This window comes from Vibrio sp. V42_P2S4T144, from assembly GCF_009904715.1.
GTDB lineage: Bacteria > Pseudomonadota > Gammaproteobacteria > Enterobacterales > Vibrionaceae > Vibrio > Vibrio alginolyticus.
Genome location: NZ_WXWS01000317.1, coordinates 1 through 12,968, shown reverse-complemented (window position 1 = coordinate 12,968; position 12,968 = coordinate 1). Strand labels below are relative to the sequence as shown.

Below are 12,968 nucleotides of genomic sequence, written 5' to 3'. Positions count from 1 at the left end.
CTCCGTTGCTTTTTAGCTAACTGATCGTATTTAGAGGCAGTAAAGGACACCATTTTTAGAAACCAACTTTTTTATACAACTTTTTTCATACCTTTCGAGTTCCATAAAAACAAAAAAATTTGAAAACCCAGTATAAAGATCCTTACTTGTTGTCATTAAAGCAATTAGTGCGGTGGGATAATGATAAATATGACAAATCTGTTGCGCTCAGTCGACAACAGCCATAAAGGGCTGCAATTGCTATTAGGCGATTTTTACCAAGATTTCAGTGACGCAGGGATTGATATTGAGATGCTGCATAAACAAAACCGTTTTGAAGCACTCAGATGTTATTCAAAAAGACTAAAGACCATTCTCGTCTTGTTATGTGATGACGACTTACCACCAAAATTGGCAAAGATTGAACACTTAAACAAACACCATTTCCCTGCTCCTAATGAATTGATCGAGGACGTTAAAACCGAGCTTAACAACGTAAACAAACAAATTAGCCAGCTGTTAAAAATCGAAAATTCAATCGATAGCCGCACAGATAGTGAATCGTAGGGGTGGCTCATGAGTAATAAGCAAATAGAACATCACCTCAAAAAGGCGCTCGTTTCGAACAACGAAGCTTCGAAGGTAACAACAGACGATACAATCGTGCTAGCCAGTGCAATGACCAGCGTACACAAAACCTTGCTGGTTATCTTTTTGCTTTCCATGGTGGCTATCGCCGTGGCATCTCAGGCTCGTATCGACATTGTGGTGTCGGTGCGCGGTGAGCTATTGCTCGAATCTGACATCGAAAAAGTGCAACACCTTGAAGGCGGTATTCTAGAAGAAATGCTAGTGCGCAAAGGCGAAGTAGTTTACGAAGGTCAGCCTATTGCACGCCTTCGCTCTCTGGATAGAAACACTCAACTCGATACGGTAAACACAGAGATCATTCAGCTAGAGCTAGACAAGATTCGTTACGAAAGCCTGCGCGATATGGTGGAACCCGATTTTTCTGCCTACATCGAAAAGTACCCAGAATTAGTGCAAGTCAACATGAATACCTGGCAGCAAGAATTTTCTAAAAACCGTTCCAATGAAGAGTTGATCACTCACGATATCCAACATAAGAATTCGCTTATTGATTCAATGCTCAAGCGCCGTAAAAGCTCCGAGAACCAGCTCTCCTTGATACGCAAGCAGCTCAATATTAAGAACACCTTGTACAAAGAGGAAATGGCGTCTTACGTCGATGTTCTGAATATGCAGGTTCAAGAGTCAAACATGGTGCGTGAGATAGAAAACCTTGATGAGTCGGTCATGAATGAGCGCTTCCAACTCGACAAATTAGAGAAGCAGTACCGAGACTTGGTGGAGAATCGTAATGCCGAGTATCAAGCGCAAATCATTCAAGCAAACAAGGACTTAAAGTTGAAACGTATATTGCGTCCTCAACACTCAGATAAAGTGGATCGCCTCGTGGTTTACGCCCCTATTGACGGTGTAGTAGATAAAGTGCACTTCAACTTCCGCTCCGCTGTGATACCGCCAGGTGAAAGCATCGCGGACATTGCACCGATCAATAACGCCCTTCATGGAGAGGCGAAGATCCCGCGTAAAGACATGGGTTTTGTAGAAATCGGACAAGCGGTCAAAGTGAAGATGGATACCTACAACTTTGCCAAGTACGGATTTTTGGAAGGTCGAATTGCGTCGATCAGCCGTTCTTCTTATGAAGAAGAAGACGCTGAATTCTACCTCGCCGAGATCCAAATCAGTCAAAACTATCTAGAGCGCGGAGGCACACAATACAAACTGTCCCCTTACATGGAGTTTACCGCCGACGTGAAAACAGGGTCACGTCGGGTTATCGAATACGCTGCGAAGCCGGTTATGTCGGCTATCGAAGACGCGTTCGATGAGAGATAATGGATGAGTAACAAGCCTTCCTACAATATTTCCGTTCCTGTTATGCGCCTAAGCATTGCTTTCAGCTTGGTGCTGGCTGCCCTCGCCTTTTATTTGTATGTATCTTGGGAAAAAGTGGATTCAGTGGAGCAAGTGCAAAACGCGCCTCTGTTGGTTCAAGCTCAACAACTCAACCAAACCATCGAACTTGATATCCAAACGCTTCAGCGCTGTTTAGCCGCGCGTTATTGCAGTACAACAGAGCTTGATTTTAAGGTTCTGAAAAATGAAATTGACCAGTTTAAATCTCTCGCGTCACTCAACAAAACCGAGTTTAGCTTGGTAGGCGCGACCGAATATACGCAGCTTGAACTGGCAATCAATCGCTTCTCAGACAGCCCAAAAACACGTGACGATGTGTTGGCACTGTATCTCTCGCTCACCAATAACTACCTCCAAATGGACGACAACTATCGCACCATGTTTAACAACCATGCGAGCGACCTAATGATGGAGAAAAACGAGTTCTTCATTTGGTTGTTTATGGTCGTTGTCGTATTGGTTGGTATCGCCGTTCTATCGAATTTAGTGGCAATCCTTAAACTGAAAAAATCCAGTTCGAATGAGCGCGACATTGACCAAGAGTTCGACGGGCTTTATCAAGAACTCAAACAACTGGATTTACAAAGGTTGGAAGAGTTGCTGAATGAAGTGAGCATCAATCCGAAGCAGCGTCAGATCTACTCTCACCTAAAACTGATTTTCAGCAAACTCGAAGAGCAAAAACGTAATAACGATCTCTACAAGCAGCTCTATGCTCTGATTGGTTACGAGATTCGTGGCATCACCAACACCATTAACGGCGGCGTGCAATATCTCGTACAAGAGACCGATGAGAGCGGCGTGTTGATGGCGCAAGATATAACCTCGGCTGCCAATACCTTGTCCGAGTTGGCAGAGAACTACAACCGACTCATTTCACAAGGGACCGAGAGCAAATCGAAAGAGTTTTCACTGCTTAATGTGCTGTCTGAATTGATGATTCACATCAGTTCAAAAGTACAACGAAATGAAGGTGAATTAGACTGCTTTATCTCGGATAACCTACCAAACCGTGTTGAAGGGCAATCCACCAGCTTATTCTGGGTGTTGTTCCTACAGCTATCGAATGCCATCCAACTCAAAGCCGATAAGAAACTGTTTGTCACCATTGAGTCAGGCGCGGCGTCAGACATTGAAAACACTCGCCTGACCATCAATCTAAACTTCTTAACCACACTGGATGTGCCGTTTGCCAAGCTCAATACCCTACACTGGAGCGACCATAAACAGCACACCGCAACCAAAGACGATTTGGCGAAAAGCGTACTGAAAGATTATGGCTATTACGAGAGCCATTGGTATCAATCGGGCAATCAGGAACGTTTTCAAATTCAGCTCGATTTGAAAGCCAAAAGCTTCCACACCGAAAAAACTCGCTTCGACAATAAACGTTTGTTGCTGTGTGCCAACTCTCAGCTGCGCATTGATGTGATGAACAAGATGCTCGTCAACTTGGGCTTAGAGATCACGCCAATTCGAACGCCGAACGAGCTCTTCTCTGCTGCAAAAACCTTTGGCGAATACGATGCCATCATGCTGACCGACACGTTCGAGCCAAACAAGCTGCCCTCACTGAGCAAAACAGTGAAATCGCAACTGCGCAATCACCCGAACACCAAGTTGTTGCTTTCAGTCACTAGTACTCAGCAAGCACAAGAGAGCCATACCTTTGTCGACAAGATTCTGAACTCTCCTGCGATTCCGTATGAGTTCATCCCCAATCTTTTAGCAATCATGGAAGCGGAAGCCTCAGAAGATCAGATGGAGAACAGCTCATTCCTGATTGTGGAAGATGACCGTGTTCAACAGATTCTACTCAAACGTATTTTGAGCAAGCAAGAATACGAAGCCGATACCGTTGGCGATGGCGCAGACGCCGTTCAGCACTTCATGAACCAGCGCTCGGACATCATTTTTATGGACTGCATCATGCCGGGCATGGGCGGTATTGAAGCAACCAAACGCATTCGACAATACGAACAAGAGAGCGGACAAAACCCTTGCACCATTATAGGTGCGACAGCATTGACCAGCAGTAATGAACACCAAGCTTGTATCGAAGCTGGAATGGATTACGTGATCAGCAAACCTTATAAAAACGACGAAATCATCAAGGTGATCAACAAGTATGTGGCGGTACAGAAACTTAACTAGCTGCGTATTGGCAGCGCTTACATTGAGCAATGCTCCTTCGGCAATGGCGACCACCTTGCTTGAGGCGGTCAAACTCGGCTTGGAAAACAACTTATCTCTGCGCGCTAGTGACAAAGGCGTGGAAGAAAACGAATACAACATCGACATTAGCCGTTCTAAGTTTCTACCCTCTTTAAACGGTGCTGCTGATACCACATGGAGTGAAAACGAGACCATATTAACGGGAACACCGGATACACGTTCAAGCTACAACTCGAACAGCTACAGCGTGTCTTTATCCCAATCGGTGTTTAACCTTGGCGACATCTTCAAATACGGCACCGCGAAGCTTGATTTCAACATTGAAGAAATCAAACACGAGAACAAAATCCAGAGCACCATTTCTGAAATCGCGACCCAGTATTTCGAGTACCTCAAAAACAACGCGCAAATCAAAGCCACCAAAGTCGAGCTTAAATCGTCTGAAACGCGTGAACGCCAAATGCGTCGCAACGTGGAGCTTGGCAACACTGCGGCGAGCGAGTTGTATGAGGTAATCGCTCAGAAAGAAGGCATTGCCAACCGCTTAAGAACCTTAGAGAAAGATCGACGTGTGATTTTGAACGGTTTAGAGATTCAAGTTCAATATCCAGTCACCCCATCGCAGGACATCTACGAAAGCGTGCCCTTGGCGGAAATCAGCGAATCCGAACAACGCGCGATTCTTGAACAAGCTTTGAAGCTCAATAACGATTTATTGGTTGCGAAGAAAACCGTAGAACGCAGCCGAAGAGGCTTGAAAGAAAGCGGTTCAAACTTTGTGCCGACCGTATCGCTTTCTGCCAGTTACCGTTACGACGACGCGAACAACTATGACCGAACCGACCCAACCGCAACAGGAGACAGTAACTCCACCAGCGTCGGTTTGAACTTGAATGTGCCGATTTTCTCCGGCGGTTCGGATTACTACGGTTATCAAAAATCATCAACTGCCATCGAGCGAACCGAGCTGCTGTACCAAGATTCGTTGTTCACGACGCGCAATAGCGTTAACACCTCAGTACTCAACATTAATGACTTCTCCCGCGCTATTAGCAGTTACGAGAACATCATCCGAGCCAACTACGCTTCCTACAAAGGCATTCAACGCGCTTACCAGCTTGGCACGCGAACCATTACCGACTTACTGGCAGCGGAAAGTAAACTGTTTAGCGCGCTACGTGATTACGAGAGTGCGCGTTATGACTACATCATTGAATCGATCAATCTTGAGCAAATCAAAGGCATGCTGTCGGTGCAATCCATCGAAAGCATCATGCAGTTGATGAGCGATATCGAAGGCAGAAGCAATCAAGACTTAGTTCCAAAACACCTTCTCTCCAAACCATCGATTAAGAAAGGAGGTCGCAGTGCAAACTGAGCATTTTTCCCAGAAGATTAACTTTGCTGACAAGTGTTATCTGACTTTCTCAACGGTCATCTCAACGCTGTTTGGTTTAGTGCTGCCCTTTTCGATTCTGATTATCTTTGACCGTGTTTTACCTAACCAAGCCAAAGACACGCTGTTTCTTCTGTTTGCCATTATCTTGATCACTATCTTCCTCGACTATCACTTAAAGAATCAGGAAGAGAAGATTTCGTCGGTGATCATGAAGCAGTTCGAAACCAACCTAACCAACAAGGTGTTTCAATCCATCTGTTTGGCTGAGATTTCGAAGTTTCGTCGTCTAGAACCCGGTGAATACCTAGAGCGTATTGCCACCATTCCAGAGATTAAATCCTTCTTTGGCGGAGAATCTGTAAGGGCATTGATCAACCTTGCCGTCAGCATACTGACCATTCTGATTATCGGTCTGATCAACATTTGGGCGGGAGTGACCATCTTGCTCGCCTCCATCATTTTGGCGGTGTTCGCACTGAGCCTGTCTAAGCAAAAAATCAACAGCCTAGAAAACAAATCCGACATCGAGGGCTTAACCACCTCAAAAATCATCGAGATCATCTCTAGCCCACTCGATATCAAAGCACGCAATATGGAATATCGCGTTGAGAGCTTGATGACACAAATGGTGGAAGAGCGTGAAGTCGAGAACATCAAATACGAGCAGATCGAATCGAACTTCAGCCTTATCTTGTCGCTCATACAACAGCTCTCCATTGCTTGTGTGGTGGTAGTTTTAGCAACGGCAGTTATCAACATGCAATCTAGCCAAGGCATCATGGCAGCCATCATCATGCTTACCAACCGCTACTTCGCCCCATACCAACAAGTGATGCGCACGGTGAGCCGCTGGGAGTTGAACAAGCTTCATATTCAACGTATCGCCGAACTGCTTGAACTTGCTGCATCTGTAGAACAACAAAATGACACGACAGAAGTCGAGCGTATATCGGTGAAGTATTCGGAAAAGCAACGCATCGAGTTTGAACGCGGTCAGGCTTACTTGCTTACAGGGAAAAGCGGCGCAGGCAAAACCCACCTCGCCAATTGCATTACGCGGCAAAACACCGACAGCAAGCTCGATATCCAAATCAACGAGACACCGCTCGATGATGTCAACTACAACGTCTGGCGTAATAGCGTGCTCATGGTGGACAAAACCAGTTCGTTCGTCGAAGGCACCATCATAGACAACCTGACTTGTTTCCGCCCGAGCTTAAATAACACGGCATTTGCGCTTTGCGAAACCATGAACATCAAAGCACAAATCGATGCCCTTCCCGCGGGTTTTTACACCGAACTTAAAGGACATTTACGCAACCCATTTTCGCGCCAAGTCGCTTATGCCTTGTTGTTGGTGCGTGCCTTACTCGCGAACAAACGTGTGTTGATCTTCGACGACCTCGACTGTGTTTATGATGACGACTTTGCTCGATTGGTTTTGACCAGTACCGCCTATCGCGCCAACGACAAAATCCTCATCATCGTCAGCAATAAGATGGACAAACTCAATCATCGCCTCAAACGCGTCAAACTTACCGGAGGTGACCAATGAGTATTTTGGTTGATTTTAATAATGTCCCTCAGCGCTTGTTGGACTTTGAGGCTCGAAGTTATGACGAGCGATACAATCAGTCACCTTTGATTCGTGGTTTAGCTTACACCCTCATAGCGCTTGAATGGGAAGGCACACCTTCTATCCTCAGCGACGCTTTTATCCCTAAACCAAAAGACAGCGACAGTTTTATTGCCACGATTGAACGCCTTGGTTACCGCTGTGACGTCACCAAATTAAAAACGTTGGAGCACATCGAGGGGCACCCTCATCCTTGTTTTATTGAGATAGAAAACCTCACTGCGATTTTCTTGGGCACCAAAGACGGCAAACTGATCCTGTTTGATTACACCAATAACAACACCATTGAATACCCGCTCTGCAAGAAGCCGTGCTTGTTGGTGTCGATCAGCGAATACTCCCGCTTATTCCGAGAGCCGCCACCTGAATCTCAAGACCGCAGTAACTGGATTAAATACGCGTTTTATCGCTACAACAATGAACTCAAAAGCCTGATTATTCTCAGCTTCGTGGTCAGCATTCTCGGCGCACTCCAGCCCTTTTTCATTATGAGTGTGTACAACTTCGCCTTAACCTCTAGCTCGCAAGCCACGCTTTATTGGCTCACGTTATTTGCTGTGATTGTTGGGTTCTCGGAATACTTTTTCAAGAAAATGCGGGTCAACATCATCGCCACATCAGGAAAGGATTTGGCGGTGCATATTTCTCAAAACGTAATATCCAAACTGTTGTGGCTTCCTTATTCGATGACATCTACCGCTGGTGTCTCTTCTCAGTTAGCACGTTTGAAAGACATCGACACTTTCCGCCGTTTGGTAACCGCAGAGTCAACATTAAGCTACTTCGACATGCCGTTTGTTATCGTATTCATTATTGCCATTGCTCTTATGTCTGGTACCGCAGCGCTAGTCGTTATGGCGGGGTTGATTCTAATGTTGGTGTTCTGTGTTTATTCTCGTTACATCTACTCGCAAGCCACGTCCAAGAGCTCTCGCGCCAACGCCATGGTTTCTTACCAATGGAATGAGATTCTTCGTGGTATAAAAACCATCCAAGGCTTGCCATTGTTGCGTGTTATCCAGTCCCGCTTTAGCGCATCACATTTACAAAGCACAAACGATGCAGAACATGTTTCAGTGACTAATAGCAGGGTTCAGGCAGCAGGCGGGAGTTTGATTCAGGTTATTGGTACCGCAAGTATCGTCGCGGCCGTTATCGGCGTGATGGACGGCACCTCCGATGCAGGTGCAATGCTTGCTACTGTAATTTTAGTCTGGAAGGCGTTGGGGCCTATTATGGGCATCTACAACTCTATTTCTAAGTTCCAATCCATTAAGGCGTCTTCTGCGCAAATCAACAACCTTATGGCGATGAATGACGATAAGCTAACGTTAGAGAAAAGCCCCCCTATTCGCCTCTTTCAAGGTAGTATCGTCGGCTCTGGTGTGAGCCATCGTTATAGTGGTGCGGCAACAGGCTTAACTAATCTTGGTTTTAAAATTCCACCGGGCGCAAAAGTCGTGATTTGTGGACCAACAGGTTGCGGTAAAACGACGCTCATCTCTATTATCGCTGGGCTAGAGGAACGCTATCAAGGCTCAGTTTCGGTGGACGGTTATAACATCAAACAGTTCAACAGTTACCGCTATCGAACCTCGATTAACTACATCCCGTTTAACCTGCATATTTTTGAAGGCTCCTTGGAAACTAACTTCATCTTGCATAATGGGTTAATCCCAACAGAAAAAATGCGTGAAATGGTGAGTTTCTTTGAGCTCGATACATGGTTGCCACAAGGCCTGGACACTCAATTGAGCGTTGATATCTGTAAAAGTTTACCAAATGGTATTCAACAAAGACTGCGGCTCGCATTAGGGCTAGGCAACTGCGAACAATCTTTGATTATCATTGACGAGCCATTTAATGGTGCAGAGCAAGAAAACTCGCACTACTTCAAGCGTTTATTCAGCGACAAACTACTCAATAAGACCGTTATTTTCTCAACGAATGATCCGGGCATGATCTCTACATCCAATATGAGCTTAGTCTTGGAGCCAGATGGCAACCTGAAGTATTTCGGGTTAACCGATAAGTACTTAAAAAGTCTAAGTTAAGTTCGGAATGTGGTGTGATTCATCATTCATACTTGAGCACAGTCATTGACAAAAATGTAAACGATGAGACTATTTACTCTGTAAGCGCGTACACTAAGGAATCCGATGTATACATTTGTTGCAGACAAATTGGATGTGGTTTATTTATCAACAATACCAGAAAACTACCAGTTACAAGACTTCGATGTGCCTGAAGAAGAACTCGAAATTCGTGAAATTGTAGAGGTATGGTATGAGTGTGCGTTTCTTCCTGACTTTAACCTTCAACACATCGACATCGAAAACAAAACTGCATTGGTCGAGACACAAGCGCAAGTCGTAAACAACTACACAAGTACGCTCGCTTTTTTACTCAAAAGTCGTACTTATCGCGCAGCACTTAACCGATTATTGAGTGTATGGAGATTGGAGGCAGCAGCTAAAGCACAGCTTGAGCTGCTGTTACTTACGGAAGAACAGAGTAGCAAGCCAGTAAATTAATCGGCTAGGATAAGGGGCTAAAAATCTTAAACCCAACCATCGAATCGGAGACGTTTCTGCACGCGTTCAACCGCCTCTATCTGCATCTGACGAACACGCTCGTTAGATACGTTTAATAACAGGCCTATTTCCGACAAAGTTTTCACTCTCTGGTCAAATAATCCGAATCGATGGATCAAGACTTTCTGCAACTTAGTTGGCAAGGTTTTAATAATATTTTCAATAGCTTGAGTAAAGCACTGGTTTTCACAGTCTTGTTGTGGATCTGGCGTATACTCACTTTCACACAGTTCAAGAACAAATGGAACGCGATGTAGGTCCGCAGTGGTCGATACATCAATAAAACCACTTAGAGCAACAAGTTCATCTATACGCTCTGCTTTCACCCCTGAGCAGCGTGAGAGTTCAGAAATAGACAACTCCTTGCTCTCACTTTTTGACGCATCGAGCTTTTTTAAAGCCAGGCTATTTATCTCTTTGCACACATGAGCAGGTAAACGTACCGTGCGGCCATTGTTCATTAATGCCGCTTCTATATTCTCGCGAATCCACCATACCGCATAAGTAGAAAAACGGTAGCCTGGCTCAGGATCGAACTTATCGACCGCTTTTATCAAACCAATATTACCTTCTTCTATTAAATCGAGCAGAGTAAAGTTATTACCTGGCCGTTTGAGGTAACCTTTTGCGATTTTCACAACAAGTCGAAGATTAGACTCAATCAACATTTCGCGCGCTTCTTCATCACCAGCTCGATTAAGTTTGGCGTAATGCAACTCCTCTTCACGAGACAATAAATCAATGCCCACAATATCTTTGAGATAGTGAGCATAAGGGTCTTTCCCAACTGACAACGATTCTTTCATTGACAGTTCATCCGTGACAGCTCGGAACCTAGCAAAGCATTCGTTGTTCATTCCCCGTCCTTCTCAAGCCAACTTATTTCTTATCTTCTTTAATTGTTTTTGTACAACACTGTATGCATCATGCTTTATATACATTACTTTACACTGAGTTTAGACAGGGGTTCTGATCTTTACCAAGAAATCACTTATCACTTTAAAACAATTACTGCTTCTATGATAAAAACGTGAGCAGGTGGGGGGTTATATATATGAAAGTGCGAATATTTGTACGCAAATTGGCCTCAAAGAAAACAACGCAACGTAATCGTCAACGCTTACCACGTTACTCTGACTAAACCTTTGAGGCTTGAGGATGGTTTGAAGTATCAGTTGAATTAGCGAGACCTAATTCACTTGACGAAGCGCAGGTTGAAGCTGACAGTCTGTTATAACTTGGAAAACTGCACGATTCTTTCCTTCAGACTTACCTTGATACATCAACTCGTCAGCATCTTGCAAGCTCACGATGTGGGTAAACTCAGGATAGTAAGCACAGCCCAAACTGATACTCAAATGAATTGCTTGTCCGCCCAGTATAACAGGCTGATCGTAAACGGCTTTACAAAGCATATTGGCAAAATTGAGCGCTTCTCGCTCTGACAGAGAAGACGTAACGAGTGCGAACTCTTCTCCTCCAATTCTCGCCAATGTCATTCGGTCATCAGTCATCGACTTAGCGGCTTCTGCGATGGCAACTATTGCTCGGTCTCCAGCAAGGTGGCCATATCGATCATTGATTGATTTAAAATCATCAATATCAAACACCATCACCGTTAAGTTTCGCTTCAAATGATTCAGTAGCGCCAATTGCTCAATCAGGTGTCTACGGTTGTATAGCTTTGTGAGAGAATCCGTCAACGTCATCTCTAGCAATTGCTGATTGGCAATCGTTAACTGCCTTGTCCGAAGAGCAACCATACGTTTGAGGGCAAAAATATGATAAAGCGTTGCAACCGCCATAATGAAAATAGCAATAGGGAAAAGATAAAGTGGATAAACCGTTTTCACCACACTCCAACGGGTGAGGATCCGCTCACGATCCGTATCGATGACTTTTTCAAACGCTCTTGATACCTCTAAAATGGAAGTTGCACTGTGCATTCCTGCTGCAATCCGAAGATCTTTACTATATAAGCTAATTGTCGGGACAAACATACCCGCTCCCGGCGTGGTTGCCATATAAAAGTTAGCAACTTGCAGGTCTGCAACAAAGTACAGCACCTTTTTATCGACGGCGGCTTGTATCATCGAATCATTGTTAATGTATTCTGCGATAGGTGCATTCGGATAATTCGTCTGAACAAACTCAGACTCGTAACTTCCTTTAACAACGCCAATTGGCAGCGTCATTTCGCCAGTTAAAACACTCCTGATATCAACCGAAAGTACATCTTTATTTACGTACAGTTTGGTTTGGATAGGCATTATGACTGCGCCAAAGTCCATATACTTCGCTCTTTCGGGCGAGTAGACAAGTCCTCCGTGAAAGTCAGCCTTACCCTCTTTTACGGCTTGTAAAGAAGCATCCCAATCCAAAAGGAGAAACTGAACGTCGATTTGGTTGTTCGCCGCGTACTCTTTCCAAAAGTCGATTAAAATACCTTTAGGTTCACCATCTGGGCTAAGGTAAGAGAACGGCTTCCACGCTTTGGAGTTAGCAACAATTAAAGAATGAGACTCTGACTTGTGTGCATGCGCCATCGGACAAATGGACAGCCACAGTAGTAATAAAGAAGCACACGCTTTTTTACATTTGCAACCATAAGTACCATAACTCGTCGATGACATACCTACTTCTCACCAGTCTTTTTAAACCATAATCTCGGCTGTTTGATTAGACTAAAGATATAGTAGAGTTGCATAAGACAGGAAGTGACGCTTATTGATATGAATCTAACTTAGTAAGTTTTAGTACTTAATTGGTACTTTCAACGCCTAGCTCGCTGAAGCAGTTGAAGCAGTTGAAGCAGTTGAAGCAGTTGAAGCAGTTGAAGCAGTTGAAGCAGTTGAAGCAGTTGAAGCAGTTGAAGCAGTACATGATAAATTAGGAAAACTTATCTGGTACTAAAAATTGAATATCATCAGTTTTGCAAACACCTAGTACCAACAAAAAAGCCCTATTCAAAATCCACCTTGGGGAGAACTTTGAATAGGGCTCTTTGCCTCTATGCTTCATTTTACGGCTGAAGCTACCTTTACCTTTTTTCGCTTTAACGACTCGTGTTTGGAACAGCTGACTGGTAACAACCGCTTTTAACGCGTTGTCTTTGATTTCACCTCTGCCGAAGTCGGTCTCATGTTGTGAGCCACTCGGTTGAGGACTGATTTTACGC

The 12,968-nt window shown here is 44.5% G+C and carries 10 protein-coding genes; 7 read left to right on the top strand and 3 right to left on the bottom strand.

The genetic code is table 11. The features are described from left to right. Window positions 1–177 precede the first annotated feature (177 nt). From CAG68_RS10935 to CAG68_RS10905, 7 genes are all read left to right on the top strand, one after another. A complete protein-coding gene (locus CAG68_RS10935; protein WP_337250511.1) occupies window positions 178–546 on the top strand; it encodes a hypothetical protein in 369 nt (122 codons plus the stop codon). Between the two features lie 9 nt (window positions 547–555). After that, on the top strand, window positions 556–1,905 hold the full coding sequence (locus CAG68_RS10930; RefSeq protein WP_005375593.1) for an HlyD family type I secretion periplasmic adaptor subunit: 1,350 nt from the start codon (window positions 556–558) through the stop codon (window positions 1,903–1,905). A 3-nt stretch (window positions 1,906–1,908) separates the two neighbouring features. Then, window positions 1,909–4,140, top strand: a complete 2,232-nt coding sequence (locus tag CAG68_RS10925) for a response regulator (protein ID WP_161441141.1) — start codon at window positions 1,909–1,911, stop codon at window positions 4,138–4,140. Continuing rightward, window positions 4,115–5,539: a TolC family protein gene (locus CAG68_RS10920; protein WP_161441140.1), complete on the top strand. Its 1,425-nt coding sequence runs from the start codon at window positions 4,115–4,117 to the stop codon at window positions 5,537–5,539. Before CAG68_RS10925 ends, CAG68_RS10920 begins: the two co-directional genes overlap by 26 nt. Beyond that, the gene (locus CAG68_RS10915) at window positions 5,529–7,115 is read left to right on the top strand and encodes an ATP-binding cassette domain-containing protein (RefSeq protein WP_161441139.1); all 1,587 of its coding nucleotides are present in this window, start codon (window positions 5,529–5,531) and stop codon (window positions 7,113–7,115) included. The genes CAG68_RS10920 and CAG68_RS10915 overlap by 11 nt, the downstream gene beginning before the upstream one ends. Beyond that, complete coding sequence (locus tag CAG68_RS10910; RefSeq protein ID WP_053809549.1) at window positions 7,112–9,250, top strand: ATP-binding cassette domain-containing protein; 2,139 nt, start codon at window positions 7,112–7,114, stop codon at window positions 9,248–9,250. Before CAG68_RS10915 ends, CAG68_RS10910 begins: the two co-directional genes overlap by 4 nt. Window positions 9,251–9,355: 105 nt before the next feature. Beyond that, on the top strand, window positions 9,356–9,730 hold the full coding sequence (locus tag CAG68_RS10905) for a hypothetical protein (protein WP_005375619.1): 375 nt from the start codon (window positions 9,356–9,358) through the stop codon (window positions 9,728–9,730). A 26-nt stretch (window positions 9,731–9,756) separates the two neighbouring features. On the opposite strand, the gene CAG68_RS10900 is transcribed toward CAG68_RS10905, so the two are convergent. The 3 genes from CAG68_RS10900 to CAG68_RS10890 all read right to left on the bottom strand — a co-directional run bounded on the left by CAG68_RS10900 (window position 9,757) and on the right by CAG68_RS10890 (window position 12,961). Next, window positions 9,757–10,647, bottom strand: a complete 891-nt coding sequence (locus CAG68_RS10900; RefSeq protein WP_017635872.1) for a sigma-70 family RNA polymerase sigma factor — start codon at window positions 10,645–10,647, stop codon at window positions 9,757–9,759. 333 nt (window positions 10,648–10,980) lie between these two features. After that, on the bottom strand, window positions 10,981–12,423 hold the full coding sequence (locus tag CAG68_RS10895; protein ID WP_017635871.1) for a transporter substrate-binding domain-containing diguanylate cyclase: 1,443 nt from the start codon (window positions 12,421–12,423) through the stop codon (window positions 10,981–10,983). Between the two features lie 256 nt (window positions 12,424–12,679). Further along, entirely contained in the window at window positions 12,680–12,961 is a 282-nt protein-coding gene (locus CAG68_RS10890; RefSeq protein WP_161441144.1) for an alternative ribosome rescue factor ArfA, read from the bottom strand. Window positions 12,962–12,968: the final 7 nt, after the last annotated feature.

Coding starts and splice junctions, on each gene's coding strand:
- CAG68_RS10910 (WP_053809549.1), top strand. CDS start 7,112: ATGAGTATTTTGGTTGATTTTAATAATGTCCCTCAGCGCTTGTTGGAC.
- CAG68_RS10905 (WP_005375619.1), top strand. CDS start 9,356: ATGTATACATTTGTTGCAGACAAATTGGATGTGGTTTATTTATCAACA.
- CAG68_RS10920 (WP_161441140.1), top strand. CDS start 4,115: ATGTGGCGGTACAGAAACTTAACTAGCTGCGTATTGGCAGCGCTTACA.
- CAG68_RS10895 (WP_017635871.1), bottom strand. CDS start 12,423: ATGTCATCGACGAGTTATGGTACTTATGGTTGCAAATGTAAAAAAGCG.
- CAG68_RS10900 (WP_017635872.1), bottom strand. CDS start 10,647: ATGAACAACGAATGCTTTGCTAGGTTCCGAGCTGTCACGGATGAACTG.
- CAG68_RS10925 (WP_161441141.1), top strand. CDS start 1,909: ATGAGTAACAAGCCTTCCTACAATATTTCCGTTCCTGTTATGCGCCTA.
- CAG68_RS10930 (WP_005375593.1), top strand. CDS start 556: ATGAGTAATAAGCAAATAGAACATCACCTCAAAAAGGCGCTCGTTTCG.